This is a genomic window from Streptomyces sp. NPDC001770, from assembly GCF_053596135.1.
Genome location: NZ_JBSFFN010000020.1, coordinates 56,847 through 71,837, shown reverse-complemented (window position 1 = coordinate 71,837; position 14,991 = coordinate 56,847). Strand labels below are relative to the sequence as shown.

Sequence of the window (14,991 nt, the reverse complement as noted above, 5' to 3'; positions counted from 1 at the left end):
GTGCGGACCCGAGCACTCCACTGATGATCATCCGCAGGAAAGCGGCGCCGATGAGGTCCTCCACGCAGAAATCCGCCACGGTCCCGGCGCCCGCCCGCAGGCCGGACCCGATTACCGGCCCCGGGACCACCGCCCCCGACGAAGCGCCGCTGGACGAGCTGGACTATCTCCTGATCACCGCGTTGCAGACCTCGCCCCGGGCGGAGTGGGCGCAGATCGGCAAGGCGCTCGGGGTGGACGGTTCGACGGCCGCGCGCCGCTGGCACCGGCTCACCGAAGCCGGACACGCCTGGCTGAGCTGCTACACGGTGGCGTCCGGCGTGACGCTGCCGATCATCGCGTTCATCGAGGTGGACTGCGCGGCGGGCGCCCTGCACACAGTGGCGGCGGAGATCGCGGACGACCCGCATCTGATCACCATCGAGCACGTCACCGGCTCCCGCGACCTCGTCCTCACCGCCGCCTTCCCCGACCAGGCGATGCTGGCCCGGTACGTCGGCTTCCGCCTCGGCGCGCTGCCCGGAGTCGCTGCCACCCGCTCGCAGATCGCCACAGCCGTCCATACCGAGGGCAGCCGCTGGCGGCTGGACCGGCTCGACCCGGACAGCCGGGACGCCCTGACCAGGGACCGGGGCCCCTCCCACCCGCGCCGGGGCCTGACCACCCCGGACGACCTGGACAACCGGCTCTACCTCCTGCTGAGCGAGGACTTCCGCCGGCCCGCCGCCCGGCTCGCGGAGCGCCTGGGCGTGAGCCCCAGCACCGTACGCCGCCGGCTCGACCGGATGCACCGCGAGGACGCCCTCATCTACCGCTGCGAGGTGGCGCGTTACCTCTCCGGCTGGCCGATCTCGGTGACCCTGTGGGGCATCGCCCCGGCCGCCGAAACCGCCAGGATCGCCTCCCAGCTCATCGGGATGCGTGAAACCCGCCTCTGCGCCTCGCTGTCGGGGCCGTACAACCTGATGCTCGCGGTGTGGCTCCGCTCGGCCGAGGAAATCGGCTCCTTCGAGGCCCGGTTGGCCACTCGCTTTCCCGAACTCGTCGTCGCCGACCGGGCGGTGACCCTCTGGCCGCTGAAGCTGGCCGGTCATGTCCTGGACCCGTACGGCCGCCACATCCGGGGCGTCCCCGTCACCTTCTGGGAGGACCCGGGCGCCCACCGCGCCGAGGACGCCCTGCTGGCACGGCTGCGGGGCGGCGGCCGGGAGGCATGAGCGAGCCGGGGGCGTGAGCGAGCCGGGTGGCCTCCCAGGGGTAGCGGATGCGCCCGCCGGGAAGAGTGCCGATGGGCAGTACGTGACCCGGGGGGGTACGCATGGCATTCCTGCTGTTCGTCGTGGCGGCGGTCCTGAGTGTGATCGGGATGGCGACCGACAACGACACGCTCTTCGACGTCAGCTGGGCGGCCTGGCTGCTGGGCCTCCTCCTCGCGCTCCGCGCCTGGCACCTGCACCGGAAGTACGGCACTCCGCAGAAGCTGGCAGCCGCGGCCGAGGGCGGCGACCTGGGGGCCCTGCGGTCGATCGCGCTGCTCGCGAAGATCCGGGGAGACCTGGACGAGGCGGAGCGCGTGTTCCGGCTGGGGGTGGAGCGGAAGGACCCCGAGTCGATGTGGGAGATGGGCCGCCTGGTCGAGGAGCGCGACGGGCTGGCGGCGTCGGAGCCCTGGTTCCGGATGGCCGCCGGGCACGGCCACTTCGCCGCGAAGCGCTTCTTCCGCCCCGGCCACGCCCTCAACATGAAGGGCGACAACCCGCTGTAGGGCCCTGACCTGCGCAGGGAGTAGGTTCGGCGCCATGAGGAGCAGGGGCGTCACCGAAACGTGGCCGACGCCGGTCCTGTGGGGGCTGCTGACGGCGCTCTGTGCGGGAGCGACGGTCCTCGCCGTGCTGGTCGGCCTGGCGTACGTGGCGCCGGGCGGCCCGGTGGTGCGGGTGGCCGTCACCGCCTGCGCGACCCGGGACACCGGCAAGAACAGCTACGTCCGCTGCCAGGGCACCCTGCCCGACGGCACCCCGGTCGTGCTGCCGGGCCGGCAGCACTCCGGCCGTACCGTCGAGGCGGTACCCGCCCCCTGGGGTGGCTACATCACCCCGCACACGAGCCCCCTGGCCCGGTCCGCCGCGTTCGCGGCTCCGCTGATCCCGCTCCTCGCGGCCGTGGCCTGCGGACTCGCCACGCTCCGGAGCGTCCGCCGGGCCCGCAGGCGGTCGGCCGCCGGACTCCTGGCGCGGGTCCGGCTCGGCTGACGGGCCGGAAGCAGGCGCCGCCGGCCGTGCCTACTTCCGGTACAGCTCCTCGATCTCGGCGGCGAAGTCCCGTGCCACCGCGTCCCGTTTGAGCTTCAGCGAGGGCGTGAGGTGGCCGCTCGCCTCGGTGAAGTCGACGGGCAGCACGGTGAACTTGCGGATCGACTCGGCGCGCGAGACGAGCCCGTTGGCCTCGTCCACCGCGTGCTGGATCGTCGCGCGGAGTTCCGGGTCGTCGACCAGTTCGCGGAGCGGTACGCCCTGCTTCTTCTTCATCTGCCTCCAGTGCGCGAGCCCGTCCTCCTCCAGGGTGATCAGCGCGGTGATGAAGGAGCGGTTGTCGCCGACGACCATGCACTGGCCGACCAGCGGGTGGGCGCGCAGCCAGTCCTCCAGCGGAGCCGGGATCACGTTCTTCCCGCCCGAGGTGATGATGATGTCCTTCTTGCGGCCGGTGATGGTGAGGTAGCCGTCGTCGTCGAGGGCGCCGAGGTCGCCGGTGGCGAACCAGCCGTCCTGCAGCACCGGTACGGAGGTGCCGGTCCGCGCGTCCCAGTAGCCGTGGAAGACCTGGCCGCCCCGGAGCAGCACCTCGCCGTCGTCCGCGATCCGCACCGAGGTCCCGGGCAGCGGCCAGCCCACCGTGCCCAGACGGGGTTTGAGCGGCGGGGTCACGGTGTGGGCGGCGGTGGTCTCGGTGAGGCCGTACCCCTCGAAGATCTCGATGCCGGCGCCCGCGTAGAAGGAGGCGAGCCGGCCGCCCAGCGGGGAGCCACCGCAGATGACGTACCGGACGTGGCCGCCGAGGGCCGCCCGGATACGGCGGTACACCAGCGGGTCGTAGAGCTTGCGGGCCATCTTCAGGGCGGTACCGGGACCGGGGCCCGTGCCGTGTTCGGCGGCCTCGACGGCCTGGCCGTACCGCTGGGCGATGCGGGCCGCCCGGTCGAAGGAGGAGGCGCGGCCCATCTTCTCGGCGGTGGCGCGCCCGGTGTTGAAGACCTTCTCCAGGACGTACGGGATCGCCAGCAGGAACGACGGCTGGAACCCGGCCAGGTCCTCCAGCAGGTCCTCGGTGCGGATGGAGGGGGCGTGGCCGAGGCGGACCCGGGCGCGCAGGCAGCCGATCGCGACCATCCGGCCGAAGACATGGCTGAGCGGCAGGAAAAGCAGGGTGGAGGCGGGGTACTTGGAGACCGACTTGAAGACCGGGTGCAGCAGTTCGATGGCGTTGTCGACCTCGGCGAAGAAGTTGCCGTGGGTGAGGACGCACCCCTTGGGGCGGCCGGTGGTGCCGGAGGTGTAGATGAGGGTGGCGGCGTGGTCCGGGCTCAGCAGGGCGCGGCGTTCGTCCACCGCCGCGTCGGGCACGTGCTGGCCGGCCGTCCTGAGCCGGCCGAGCGCGCCGGTGTCGAGCTGCCACAGGTGGGCCAGGCCGGCGAGTTCCCGGCGCTCCTGGCTGACGATCCGCGCCTGCTCCTTCGTCTCGACCGCGCAGGCCTGCGCGCCGGAGTCCTGGAGGATCCACCGCACCTGGTACGCCGAGGACGTCGGGTAGATCGGGACGGTGACGAGTCCGGCGGCCCAGGCGGCGAAGTCGAGCAGCGTCCACTCGTACGTCGTACGGGCCATGATCGCGATCCGGGCGCCGGGCCGGAACCCCTCCGCGATCAGGCCCTTGGCGACGGCGCGTACCTCGTCGGCGAACGCGAGGGCGGTCACGTCCCGCCAGCTGCCGTCCTCCTGCTTGCGGCTGAGGACGGCGTCCGAGGGCGCCTCGCGCGCGTTGTCGAAGGGGATCTCGGCGAGCGAGCCGTGCCGTACGGGCGGTGCGAACGCGGGTACGGAGACCTCCCGCACGCGGCCGTCCGTGCCGCGCAGAAGAACCGGGGGGACCAGGACGGGCGGCGCGGCGGCGGGAGCGGTGCCGTCGGCCGGGGATGCGGGCGGGGCAGGGGGCGTGGACACGTGCGGCTCCTCGGAGGGGGGCGGTGGCAGGTCGGGTCCGGCGGCGGACAGGTCTCGTCTCAAGGCCGTTCGAGGATCGCGGTCACCCCCAGCCCCCCGGCCGCGCAGATCGAGATCAGCCCGCGCCCCGGCCCCTCGCGCTCCGCCAGCAGCTTGGCGAGGGTGGCGACGATCCGGGCGCCGGTCGCCGCGAACGGGTGGCCGGTGGCGAGCGAGGAGCCGGCCACGTTGAGCTTCTCCCGGTCGAGGGTGCCGAGGCCCTGCTTCCGCCAGGCGGCGAGCGTCGCGAGCACCTGTGAGGCGAACGCCTCGTGCACCTCGAACAGGTCGAAGTCCGCGAAGGTGAGCCCCGCCCGTTCCAGCAGCCGGGGCACCGCGTACGCCGGGGCCATCAGCAGGCCGTCCTCGCCGTTCACGTAGTCCACGGCGGCGGTCTCGTACAGCGTGAGGTACGCGAGCGGCGTGAGGCCGCGCTCCTCGGCCCACTCCTCGCTCGCCAGCAGCACGGTGGCGGCGCCGTCGGTGAGCGGGGTCGAGTTCCCCGCCGTCATCGTCGCGTCGGGGTGGCCGGCGCCGAACACCGGCTTGAGCGTGGCGAGTTTCCCGACCGTGGAGCCGGGCCGCAGGTTCTGGTCCCGCTCCAGGCCGAGGTACGGGACGACGAGGTCGTCCAGGAACCCCCGGTCGTAGGCGGCGGCCAGCCGCTGGTGGCTGGCCGCGGCCAGCAGGTCCTGGTCCTCGCGCGTGACGCCCCAGCGGCGGGCGGTGATCGCCGCCTGCTCGCCCATCGAAAGCCCGGTGCGCGGCTCGGCGTTGCGCGGGATGTCGGGGACGAGGTGGCGGGGGCGGACGGCCGCGAGTGCCCTGATCCGGGCGGCGTTGCCCTTGGCGCGGCGGGCGCTCAGCAGGATGCGGCGGAGCTCGTCGTTGACGCCGAGCGGTGCGTCGCTCGCGGTGTCCGCGCCGCCCGCGATGCCCGAGTCGATCGCTCCGAGGGTGATCTTGTTGGCCACGCCGATGACGGCCTGGAGCCCGGTGCCGCACGCCTGTTGGACGTCGTACGCGGGGGTGCGGGGGTCCAGCCGGGAGCCGAGCACGGTCTCGCGGGCGAGGTTGAAGTCGCGGCTGTGCTTGAGCACGGCACCGGCGGCGAACTCCCCCACCTGCTGCCCGGCCAGGCCGAACCGCTCGACGAGCCCGTCGAGCGCGGCGGTCAGCATCCGCTGGTTGGACGCCTCGGCGTAGGGGCCGTCGGAGCGGGCGAAGGGGATGCGGCTGCCGCCGAGGACGGCGACCCGGCGCGGCTGCGGGAGCGGGATCATCGCGCCCCTCCCGTCCCGGCCGCCGTGGTCCCTGCGATCACCCCGGGCAGCGCCGTCGCCCCGAGCAATGCCGTCGCCCCGGGCCGTGTCCGCGTGCGGTTCATCTCGACCAGCTCCTGACTCTTGAGTAACCTTACTCCGGAGTAAATCTACGACCGAGCAGGGAGTCTGGACAATGGCCGACCGCTATCTGCACCTGACCGGCACAGCCCCCGGCCGCTTCCTCACCCGGCGCCTGGGCCTCCCCCAGCCCGCGCCGCTGCGCCGCTGGTCCCTGGAGACGCCCACCCTCGACGGGCCGTTGCTGCACCTCGCGGCGGGCGACCCGGCCGTACCCGGCGAGGTCGGCGAGGTGCTCGCCCGCCTCGGGCTGCCGGTGGTGGAGCGGGCCGACCGGCCCGCCGGGATCGTCGTGGATGCGACGGGCATCACCTCCGCGGCGGGGCTCGCCGCCCTCCACGCGGCCCTGCACCCCGTCGTCCGCTCGGTCGCCCGCAGCGGCCGGATCGTCGTCCTCGGTACGGTCCCGTCCTCCGAGGACCACCACCAGGCCGCCGCGCAGCAGGCGTTGGAGGGGTTCGTCCGCTCCCTGGGCAAGGAGATCGGCCGGGGCGCCACCGTGCAGCTGGTACGGGTCGTGCCGGGCGCCGCCGCGTCCGCCGAGTCCACCCTGCGCTTCCTCCTCTCACCCCGGTCCGCGTACGTCAGCGGCCAGGTCGTCGAGGTCTCCGGCGCGACGCCCGACCCGGTCGCCGACTGGTTCGCCCCGCTGGCCGGCCGTACCGCGCTGGTCACCGGTTCCGCCCGGGGCATCGGCGAGGCGGTGGCCTCGGTGCTGGCGCGCGACGGTGCCCGGGTGATCTGCCTCGACGTGCCCCAGGCCGAGGGCGACCTGGTGCGTACGGCGGACCGGCTCGGCGCCACCGCGCTGCCGCTGGACATCACCGCACCGGACGCCGCCGAGCGGATAGCGGCAGCGGTGCCGGAGGGGCTCGACGTCCTCGTCCACAACGCGGGCATCACCCGCGACCGCCGGCTCGCCAACATGGCGGCCGACCGCTGGGCCTCCGTGATCGACGTCAACCTCGACTCGGTGCTGCGGACCACGGACGCGCTCCTCAAGTCGGGCACCCTCAACCGGGGCGGCCGGATCGTCGCCACCGCCTCCATCGCGGGCATCGCCGGGAACAACGGGCAGACCAACTACGCGGCGAGCAAGGCCGGCATCATCGGCCTGGTCCGCTCGCTCGCCCCGCGCGCCGCCACCGACCACGGAGTCACGGTCAACGCGGTCGCCCCCGGCTTCATCGAGACGAAGATGACCGCCGCCGTGCCGCTCTTCATCCGCGAGGCCGGCCGCCGCATGAACTCCCTCTCCCAGGGCGGACTTCCGGTGGACGTGGCCGAGACCACCGCATGGTTCGCCCAGCCCGCCTCCACCGCCGTCAACGGCCAGGTGGTACGCGTCTGCGGCCAGAGCCTGCTGGGAGCGTGAGCCGATGCCAGGCCTCGAACTCTCGCTTCTGCGCGGCGCGTTGACCTCACCGCTGAAACGGCCCGGGCGCCCCGGCGCCGCACTCCCGGCCACCCGCGTCACCGGCCCCGCGATCCCCGCACCGGCCGAACTCCTCGCCCGCTACCGCCGGATCTGCCACTTCCCCGCGGGCGGCCCGCTCCCGCTCACCTATCCGCACGTGCTGGGCTTCCCGCCGGCGATGCGGCTGATGACGGCACGCGCGTTCCCGCTGCCGGTGCTGGGGCTCGTCCACACCTGGATCGAGATCACCTCCCACCGGTCCGTACAGCCGGCGGAACCACTCCAACTCACCGTCTACGCGGAGGCGTTGACGCCGCATCACCGGGGGACCGAGGCCACCGTGGTGACGGAGGCCCGAGTGGCGGACGAGCTGGTGTGGGAGTCCCGCAGCGGGTACCTCGCCCGCCACTCCGTACGGACCGCCCCCGCCACGCCGGCCGAAGCCGCCGCCACGCCGTCCGCGGGCGCCGCCACGCATGAGGCCCCCGTCCTGCCCGCCGTCGCCGAGTGGCGTCTCACCGGCGACCTGGGCCGGCGGTACGGAGCCGCCTCGGGCGACCGCAACCCGATCCACCTCCACCCGCTGACCGCCCGCCTGTTCGGCTTCCCGCGGGCCATCGCCCACGGCATGTGGACCGTCGCCCGCTGCCTCGCCGAGGCGGAGGGCGCCGACCACATCCGTACCCTGCGGGCGGAGTTCCGGGCCCCCGTACTGCTCCCGGGCACGGTGACGTACGCGGCGGACGGCTCGGGCACGACGTTCCAGCTGCGCGGCGGCCCGGACGGCGCGCGCATCCACCTCACCGGCACGGTGACCCGCGACCTGTGAGCCCGTACGGTACGACCCGCACGGCACCGCCTCGCACCGCACGCACACCAGGAGGAATGCACCATGGAGACCGCCGAACGCTTCCGCGCCGCCGTGGAGAAGGGTGACCTCACGGGCCTGGACGCCCTGTTCACCGACGACGTCCGCCTCTACAGCCCGGTGAAGTTCACCCCCTTCGACGGGAAGCCCCAGGTGCTGGGGCTCCTCGGGGTGCTGCTCCAGGTCTTCGAGGACTTCCGCTACGTCGGCCAGTACGAGGGCACCGCCGAGACCAGCGCCGACGGCGAGGAGGCCCCCTCGGAGATCCTGGTCTTCCGCGCCACCGTGAACGGCGCCCAGATCCACGGCATCGACCTGCTGCACTTCGACGAGGCCGGGCTGATCAAGGAGTTCACCGTGATGGTGCGCCCCCAGTCCGCCGTACAGGCACTGGGCCAGGCGGTCTACGCGGCCCTGGTCGCCGCCGGACTGGCGCCCGAGACCCCCTGAGGGCCGCCGCCCACCGGCCCCGCTCCGGCCGGAGCCGCCGGATCAGACGGGCGGCTGCCAGGGCCGCCCGTTCATGAGGTTCTCCAGGCCCGCCCAGGAGAAGTTCATCAGCGTCGCCGCCGCCTCCCGGGCCGAGACGCCCGGGGTCTCGTTGGCCCAGCCTGCCAGCGCCTCGGCGGCCCCCACCAGCGCCTGCGCGAGCCCGGCCACGTCCCGGTCGGGCAGCGCGGGGTCGTGGTGGGCCTCCCGGGCGGCGGCGCCGATGAGCCCGGTCACGAACGCGACGATCTCGTCCCGCATGGTGGTGATCTCCGAGGCGAACGGCTCCCCGTGCGTCCGCGCCTGGCGGTGCAGCACCGCCCAGCCGTCCGGGTTCTCCGCGGTGTGCAGGAAGAACGCGCGCAGCCCTTCCCAGAGCTGCCGGTCGGCGGGCAGCCCCGGCTCCACCCCCGCCTGGACGGCGTCCACCAGAGCCTTCGCCTCACGGCGGATGCACGCGGTGAAGAGCTCCTCCTTGGAGTTCAGGTACAGGTAGACCAGCGGCTTCGACACGCCGGCGAGCTCCGCGATCTCGTCCATCAAGGCCGCGCGGTAGCCGCGCTGCCCGAAGATCTGTACCGCCGCGTCCATCATCTGCTGCTCACGCACGGCGCGTGGCATCCGCTTGCTCTTCACCGCATCCATGTCGGACTTCCTTCCGCCCCCGCTGCCTTACTCCCGAGTAAGGGTACGGGGAGCGCGGAAGGCCCCCGGTGCGCGGAGGCGCACCCAGCCTCCGGAAACGTCACCGGAAACGCCGCGGGGGCGCCCAGGTCCCGAAGGACCCGGGCGCCCCCGGGGCGCGCGGTACGCGGTGCGATCAGGCGGCGACGGGAACCCGGACGGGCTCCTCCTCGGCGACCTCGATCTCGTCCACCGGCGAGGCCGAGGCGGAGTTGTACTTGCCCAGGTCGAGGATCTTCTCGCGGGCCGAGACGATCACCGGGACCAGCGCCTGGCCGGCCACGTTGGTGGCGGTGCGCATCATGTCCAGGATCGGGTCGATGGCCATGAGCAGGCCGACGCCCTCCAGCGGGAGGCCCAGAGTCGAGAGGGTCAGCGTCAGCATGACCGTCGCGCCGGTGAGACCGGCGGTCGCGGCCGAGCCGATGACCGAGACGAACGCGATCAGGATGTAGTCACCGACGCCGAGCTGCACGTCGAAGATCTGCGCGATGAAGATCGCGGCCAGCGACGGGTAGATCGCGGCGCAGCCGTCCATCTTGGTCGTGGCGCCGAACGGTACGGCGAAGGAGGCGTACTCCTTCGGGACGCCGAGGCGCTCGGTGACCTTCTGGGTGACGGGCATGGTGCCCACCGAGGAGCGGGAGACGAACGCCAGCTGGATCGCGGGCCAGGCGCCCTTGAAGAACTGGATCGGGCTGACCTTGGCGACGGTGGCGAGGAGCAGCGGGTAGACGCCGAACAGCACCAGGGCGCAGCCGACGTAGACGTCGGCGGTGAAGGTGGCGTACTTGCCGATGAGGTCCCAGCCGTAGTCGGCGATGGCGTAGCCGATGAGGCCGACGGTGCCGAGCGGGGCGAGGCGGATGACCCACCACAGGGCCTTCTGGAGCAGCTCCAGGATCGACTCGCTGAGGGTGAGGATCGGCTGGGCCTTCTCGCCGAGCTTCAGCGCGGCGATGCCGGCGACGGCGGCCATGAAGACGATCTGGAGGACGTTCAGCTCGGTGAACGGCGTGATCACGTCGGTCGGGACGATGCCGGTGAGGAAGTCCAGCCAGGAGCCGGCGTGCTCGGGCTTGAGGCCGTCCTTCGGCGTGAGGCCGGTGCCGGAGCCCGGGTTGGTGATCAGACCGATGGCGAGGCCGATGGCCACCGCGATCAGCGAGGTGATCATGAACCAGAGCAGGGTGCGGGTGGCGAGCCGGGCCGCGTTGTTGACCTTGCGGAGGTTGGTGATCGACACCAGGATCGCGAAGAAGACGAGCGGCGCGACGGCCAGCTTCAGCAGCTGGACGAAGATGTGGCCGACCTTGTCGAGCGTGGTGTAGAGCCACGCGACGTCGTACGAGCGGGTGATCCAGCCGAGGACGACACCGAGGACCAGACCGGCGACGATCTGGGCCCAGAAGGGCACCTTCGGTATGCGGAAACCGGAGCTCTTGGGCTCGGTGGTCTCCGTGGTGGACGCGGAGTTCGCGGACACGGACACACTCCAGACAGGACGCGGCGTACGCATGGGAAGGCACGCGTACGCGAGAAGGGGAAGGGGACGGAGGCGGCGTCCTCGCCGGGAGGCGGCGCCGCTGCATGCTGTCGGATCAGAGACGACAACAGGCCGCGGTCGTACAGCGGCAGAGATCGACGTGCAGGCGCGCCACGAGCGGGACGCCCGGGGCGTAGCGGATTCGCACTGCTGTCTTCATGTCGTTCACGTTAACACCGCGACTTTGAGGCCCTCAAAGCTTTTCTATGGGTGCGCATCCGACGGAGCATGGCCGGTAAGCAGCGGATAAAGACGTCAAAGACCCCGGTTCCGGAGCGACTTGCTCCGGGCCGGGGTCCGAGGTGCGACGCACCCCGAGGGGCGCGGATGTGACGAAGGTTACGTGCCGGGTCTCACGGCGGCGAGAACCGGGTCCTACTGGACGGCGTCCTCGCGCGCGCGGTTCGCCTCCAGGCGGGCCTTGGCGCGGTCCACCTTCTCGACGACCTGGACGGACATCTCGTCGCGCTGCTTGCGCAGCAGGACGTAGCTCAGCGGGGCGGACAGCACCAGCCCGAGCAGGACGACCCAGACGACGTTGGAGCCACCGACGCCGGAGGGGATCACACCGAAGTGGACCGCCACCCCCGCGACGAAGAAGCAGGCGACGAAAATCAACAGTCGCAGCGCGGAGTACCGGATCATTGCGCTCGGCTTGGCAGCGGACACGGCTGACCTCTCTCTACGTACGACGGTGATGCGATCCTGCCCGACCAGTGAAGCATGCCCCGAAATCGTTCGGTTCACGGGGTTGCCGCGGCTCCCCGCGCACCCCGATCGCCCCCGCCTGAACTGCGGGAACGCTCACCCAGGACCGGTCAGGCGAGCGGGAGCAGCATGGTGATGTCGTCCCGGTCGTCCCCGTCGGCGACCCGGATCGCCCCCGGCACCCGGCCCACTTCCTTGTAGCCGCAGCTTTCGTAGAAGCGGTCCACGCCGGTGCCGCCCCGGCAGGTGAGCCGGATGTACTCCATGCCGTCGAGGGTGCGCGCCGCGTCGGCCGCCGCCGCCATGAGGTCGCGCCCGTACCCCTTGCCCTGGTGGGAGGGGTGGACCATCACCGTGTAGAGCCAGAGCCAGTGGCGCATCAGCCGGTGGGTGTTGAGGGTGAGGAAGACGGTCGCCGCGACCGTGCCGTCCTCGTCCCGTCCGACGAGCAGCCGGGTGCGCCCCTCGGCGATCGCGGTGAGGTGCTTGAGCAGCTCGGGGCGTACGTCCTCGGTGGTGACCGGCGGTACGAAGCCGACCGATCCGCCCGCGTTGGAGACGTCGGTCCAGAGGGTGAGGAGACCGTCGCGCAGCTCGGGCCCGAAGTCGGGGTCCAGGGTGAAGGTAAGAGGCATGAGGCTAGATTAACCATTACACCTCGATGGCCTCAACCAGCTTTCCGGCATGCGGGACAGGCCGGGAAAGGGCCGGGACCGGCCGGGACTGCCGGGACGCGCCGGGGAAGGCGCCGCCGGGCCGGAAACGCCGAGGGGCCCCGGCCGCAGGTGGCGTACCTGCGACCGGGGCCCCTCGGCGAACACGTGGTGTCAGACCCGCATCGCCTGCGGCGTCTCGCGCCGGTCGGCGTCCGGGCCCGGGTACTCGCGGATGATCTCGTACCGGGTGTTGCGCTCGACGGGCTGGAAGCCCGCGTCCCGGATGAGCTCCAGCAGATCGTCACGGCCGAGCTTGTTCGGCGTGCCGTAGTTGTCGGCGTCGTGCGTGATCTTGTACTCGACGACCGAGCCGTCCATGTCGTCCGCGCCGTGCTGGAGCGCCAGCTGGGCGGTCTGCACACCGTGCATCACCCAGAACACCTTGACGTGCGGCACGTTGTCGAACAGCAGCCGGGAGACGGCGAAGGTCTTCAGCGCCTCGGCGCCGGTGGCCATCGTGGTCCGCGCCTGGAGCCTGTTGCGGATCTTGCCGTCCTTCATGTCCACGAAGTCGTGCTGGTAGCGCAGCGGGATGAAGACCTGGAAGCCGCCGGTCTCGTCCTGCATCTCGCGCAGCCGCAGCACGTGGTCGACGCGGTGACGGGGCTCCTCGATGTGCCCGTACAGCATCGTCGCCGGGGTCTTGAGACCCTTCTCGTGCGCGAGGCGGTGGATGCGCGACCAGTCCTCCCAGTGGGTGTTGTGGTCGACGATGTGCTGACGGACCTCCCAGTCGAAGATCTCCGCGCCACCGCCGGTCAGCGACTCCAGACCGGCTTCGATCAGCTCGTCGAGGATCTCGGAGGCGCTGAGGCCGGAGATCGTCTCGAAGTGGTGGATCTCCGTCGCCGTGAACGCCTTCAGCGCCACGTTCGGCAGCGCCTCCTTGAGGGCGCTGAGCGAGCGCGGGTAGTACCGCCACGGCAGGGTGGGGTGGAGCCCGTTGACGATGTGCAGCTCGGTGAGGTTGTCGTTCTCCATCGCCTTGGCGAGGCGGACGGCCTCCTCGATGCGCATCGTGTACGCGTCCTTCTCGCCCGGCTTGCGCTGGAACGAGCAGTACGCGCACGAGGCGGTGCACACGTTCGTCATGTTGAGGTGCCGGTTGACGTTGAAGTGCACGACGTCACCGTTCTTACGGGTGCGCACCTCGTGGGCCAGCCCACCGAGCCAGGCGAGGTCGTCGGACTCGTAGAGAGCGATCCCGTCCTCGCGGCTCAGCCGCTCGCCGGCCCGGACCTTCTCCTCCAGCTCGCGCTTGAGTCCCGCGTCCACCAGACGCCTCCCATTTCTCTCCGTAACAGACTTCGCCCCACCGTACGCCTAGCGCTCTTCGGGAAGCTCCCCGACCCGGTTCTCCCACTTCGTGGAGAGCACGATCGTCGTCCGGGTGCGGGAGACGCCCTTGGTTCCGCTCAGCCGGCGGATCGTCTTCTCCAGGCCGTCCACGTCGCCGACGCGCACCTTGAGCATGTAGGAGTCGTCGCCCGCGATGAACCAGGCGTCCTCGATCTCCTCCAGGTCGCGCAGCCGGCGCGCCACGTCCTCGTGGTCGGCCGCGTCGGAGAGCGAGATGCCGATCAGCGCGGTGACGCCGAGGCCGAGCGCCGCCGCGTTGACGGTGGCGCGGTAGCCGGTGATGACACCGGCCGACTCCAGCCGGTTGATCCGGTCGGTGACGCTGGGGCCGGAGAGGCCGACGAGCCGGCCCAGCTCGGCGTACGACGCCCTGCCGTTCTCCCGGAGGGCCTGGATGAGCTGCCTGTCCACCGCGTCCATATGACAGAACCTTCCATTGTTCAGCAGTATCGCAAGTCTATGTATAGAATTTAAGGCGAACAGGGCTTTCACCCTGCGAATCTTTCGAAATATTCAAGAAGCGCTGTCGAACCCTGTTTCGAAGCAACGCCGCCGAACCTTCAGGAGTGAACACCGTGCTTCCGTTCGAGGTGGCCTACGCCCGCATGCGCGAGCTGCAGGACCAGGCCAACCGCTCGCGCGCCGACCGGCCCGCGGCCGCACGGCCCGTCGCGAAGAGCCGCGCCCCGCGTCACAGGAAGCGCTGACCCGACGGTCCGCGCCCGGGGAAGCGCCGACCGGGTGGCCCCGGCCTCAGGCGGTGCGTGAGCCGCCACCGAGTTCCCCCTCCCACCGGCGGTACAGACCGTGCGGCACCCCCGCCGCGTCCAGCACCCGCCCCGCGACGAAGTCCACCAGGTCCTGGATGTGCGTGGCGCCCGCGTAGAACGCCGGGGAGGCGGGAAGGACCACGGCCCCCGCCTCGTCCAGGGCCACCATCTGCTTCAGCGTCGCGCCGCTCAGGGGTGTTTCCCGTACGGCGACGACGAGGGTGCGCCGCTCCTTGAGCGTGACGCTCGCGGCCCGCTGGAGCAGGTCCTTCGACAGCCCGAGCGCGACCCCGGCCACGCAGGCCGTCGAGGCCGGGACGATCAGCATCCCCTTCGCCGGGTACGACCCCGAGGAGGGGCCCGCGGCGAGGTCCCCGGCGGGCCAGTGGCGCACCCCGGAGAGGTCCGGGTCGAAGGTGTCCGGCTTGCCGTCCGCCCCCCGCGCCAGCCAGCTCGCGAGGTCGTCCCGCCAGTGCGCGTCGCGGAAGGCGATCCCCGTCTCGTCCAGCAGCGTGAGCCGCGAGGCACGGCTCACCACCAGGTCCACGTCCTCACCGGCGGCGAGCAGCCCGCGCACCACCGAAGCGGCGAACGGGGTCCCCGAGGCGCCCGACACCCCGACAATCCAAGGCCGACGCGGCTGCTGACTCACTGAAGTCGTGGATTCCACACGCCGAGAGTAGCCGCACCCCGCGCACCGGCCGAACCCGGAACCGGCCGGGGGGTTTTGGGCGTTGTTCCGTCGTGCCGCCGGTGGCCGCCCAGCGGCCGT

At 71.9% G+C, this 14,991-nt stretch carries 16 protein-coding genes; 7 read left to right on the top strand and 9 right to left on the bottom strand.

All coding sequences use genetic code 11. The features are described from left to right. Positions 1–50: 50 nt before the first annotated feature. The 3 genes from ACWCSV_RS19340 (at position 51) to ACWCSV_RS19330 (ending at position 2,252) form a co-directional block, all read left to right on the top strand. Positions 51–1,217: an Lrp/AsnC family transcriptional regulator gene (locus ACWCSV_RS19340; RefSeq protein WP_451143712.1), complete on the top strand. Its 1,167-nt coding sequence runs from the start codon at positions 51–53 to the stop codon at positions 1,215–1,217. A gap of 101 nt (positions 1,218–1,318) precedes the next feature. Further along, on the top strand, positions 1,319–1,765 hold the full coding sequence (locus tag ACWCSV_RS19335; RefSeq protein WP_451143710.1) for a sel1 repeat family protein: 447 nt from the start codon (positions 1,319–1,321) through the stop codon (positions 1,763–1,765). A gap of 34 nt (positions 1,766–1,799) precedes the next feature. Then, entirely contained in the window at positions 1,800–2,252 is a 453-nt protein-coding gene (locus ACWCSV_RS19330) for a hypothetical protein (RefSeq protein ID WP_451143708.1), read from the top strand. Positions 2,253–2,282: 30 nt separating this feature from the next. Here the strand turns inward: ACWCSV_RS19330 and ACWCSV_RS19325 are convergent, their stop codons facing one another. Together ACWCSV_RS19325 and ACWCSV_RS19320 are read right to left on the bottom strand one after the other, a co-directional pair. After that, positions 2,283–4,220: an AMP-dependent synthetase/ligase gene (locus ACWCSV_RS19325; protein WP_451143706.1), complete on the bottom strand. Its 1,938-nt coding sequence runs from the start codon at positions 4,218–4,220 to the stop codon at positions 2,283–2,285. Positions 4,221–4,279: 59 nt separating this feature from the next. Continuing rightward, complete coding sequence (locus tag ACWCSV_RS19320) at positions 4,280–5,542, bottom strand: acetyl-CoA C-acetyltransferase (protein ID WP_451143704.1); 1,263 nt, start codon at positions 5,540–5,542, stop codon at positions 4,280–4,282. Positions 5,543–5,717: 175 nt separating this feature from the next. Here ACWCSV_RS19320 and ACWCSV_RS19315 point away from each other — a divergent pair, with 175 nt between their 5' ends. The 3 genes from ACWCSV_RS19315 to ACWCSV_RS19305 all read left to right on the top strand — a co-directional run bounded on the left by ACWCSV_RS19315 (position 5,718) and on the right by ACWCSV_RS19305 (position 8,397). After that, positions 5,718–7,037: a 3-oxoacyl-ACP reductase gene (locus ACWCSV_RS19315; RefSeq protein ID WP_451143702.1), complete on the top strand. Its 1,320-nt coding sequence runs from the start codon at positions 5,718–5,720 to the stop codon at positions 7,035–7,037. Between the two features lie 4 nt (positions 7,038–7,041). Next, a complete protein-coding gene (locus ACWCSV_RS19310) occupies positions 7,042–7,908 on the top strand; it encodes a MaoC family dehydratase (RefSeq protein ID WP_451143700.1) in 867 nt (288 codons plus the stop codon). A gap of 63 nt (positions 7,909–7,971) precedes the next feature. Next, complete coding sequence (locus ACWCSV_RS19305; RefSeq protein ID WP_451143698.1) at positions 7,972–8,397, top strand: nuclear transport factor 2 family protein; 426 nt, start codon at positions 7,972–7,974, stop codon at positions 8,395–8,397. A 42-nt stretch (positions 8,398–8,439) separates the two neighbouring features. Here ACWCSV_RS19305 and ACWCSV_RS19300 read toward each other — a convergent pair whose 3' ends face one another. From ACWCSV_RS19300 to ACWCSV_RS19275, 6 genes are all read right to left on the bottom strand, one after another. After that, on the bottom strand, positions 8,440–9,081 hold the full coding sequence (locus ACWCSV_RS19300; protein WP_451143696.1) for a TetR/AcrR family transcriptional regulator: 642 nt from the start codon (positions 9,079–9,081) through the stop codon (positions 8,440–8,442). 175 nt (positions 9,082–9,256) lie between these two features. Beyond that, positions 9,257–10,606 carry a dicarboxylate/amino acid:cation symporter gene (locus tag ACWCSV_RS19295; RefSeq protein WP_451143694.1) on the bottom strand — a complete coding sequence of 450 codons (1,350 nt, stop codon included), beginning with the start codon at positions 10,604–10,606 and terminating at the stop codon, positions 9,257–9,259. Between the two features lie 435 nt (positions 10,607–11,041). Continuing rightward, entirely contained in the window at positions 11,042–11,335 is a 294-nt protein-coding gene (locus tag ACWCSV_RS19290; protein ID WP_451143692.1) for a DUF4229 domain-containing protein, read from the bottom strand. A 149-nt stretch (positions 11,336–11,484) separates the two neighbouring features. Beyond that, on the bottom strand, positions 11,485–12,009 hold the full coding sequence (locus tag ACWCSV_RS19285) for an N-acetyltransferase family protein (protein WP_451143690.1): 525 nt from the start codon (positions 12,007–12,009) through the stop codon (positions 11,485–11,487). 192 nt (positions 12,010–12,201) lie between these two features. Further along, entirely contained in the window at positions 12,202–13,365 is a 1,164-nt protein-coding gene (gene mqnE, locus ACWCSV_RS19280; RefSeq protein ID WP_451143688.1) for an aminofutalosine synthase MqnE, read from the bottom strand. 48 nt (positions 13,366–13,413) lie between these two features. Beyond that, entirely contained in the window at positions 13,414–13,869 is a 456-nt protein-coding gene (locus tag ACWCSV_RS19275; protein WP_266707593.1) for an Lrp/AsnC family transcriptional regulator, read from the bottom strand. 146 nt (positions 13,870–14,015) lie between these two features. Here ACWCSV_RS19275 and ACWCSV_RS19270 point away from each other — a divergent pair, with 146 nt between their 5' ends. After that, entirely contained in the window at positions 14,016–14,156 is a 141-nt protein-coding gene (locus ACWCSV_RS19270) for a hypothetical protein (RefSeq protein WP_451143846.1), read from the top strand. A 46-nt stretch (positions 14,157–14,202) separates the two neighbouring features. On the opposite strand, the gene ACWCSV_RS19265 is transcribed toward ACWCSV_RS19270, so the two are convergent. Then, entirely contained in the window at positions 14,203–14,871 is a 669-nt protein-coding gene (locus ACWCSV_RS19265; RefSeq protein ID WP_451143840.1) for a UbiX family flavin prenyltransferase, read from the bottom strand. Between the last annotated feature and the right edge of the window lie 120 nt (positions 14,872–14,991).

Coding starts and splice junctions, on each gene's coding strand:
- ACWCSV_RS19305 (WP_451143698.1), top strand. CDS start 7,972: ATGGAGACCGCCGAACGCTTCCGCGCCGCCGTGGAGAAGGGTGACCTC.
- ACWCSV_RS19310 (WP_451143700.1), top strand. CDS start 7,042: ATGCCAGGCCTCGAACTCTCGCTTCTGCGCGGCGCGTTGACCTCACCG.
- ACWCSV_RS19320 (WP_451143704.1), bottom strand. CDS start 5,542: ATGATCCCGCTCCCGCAGCCGCGCCGGGTCGCCGTCCTCGGCGGCAGC.
- ACWCSV_RS19275 (WP_266707593.1), bottom strand. CDS start 13,869: ATGGACGCGGTGGACAGGCAGCTCATCCAGGCCCTCCGGGAGAACGGC.
- ACWCSV_RS19285 (WP_451143690.1), bottom strand. CDS start 12,009: ATGCCTCTTACCTTCACCCTGGACCCCGACTTCGGGCCCGAGCTGCGC.
- ACWCSV_RS19340 (WP_451143712.1), top strand. CDS start 51: ATGAGGTCCTCCACGCAGAAATCCGCCACGGTCCCGGCGCCCGCCCGC.
- ACWCSV_RS19315 (WP_451143702.1), top strand. CDS start 5,718: ATGGCCGACCGCTATCTGCACCTGACCGGCACAGCCCCCGGCCGCTTC.
- ACWCSV_RS19335 (WP_451143710.1), top strand. CDS start 1,319: ATGGCATTCCTGCTGTTCGTCGTGGCGGCGGTCCTGAGTGTGATCGGG.
- ACWCSV_RS19300 (WP_451143696.1), bottom strand. CDS start 9,081: ATGGATGCGGTGAAGAGCAAGCGGATGCCACGCGCCGTGCGTGAGCAG.
- ACWCSV_RS19330 (WP_451143708.1), top strand. CDS start 1,800: ATGAGGAGCAGGGGCGTCACCGAAACGTGGCCGACGCCGGTCCTGTGG.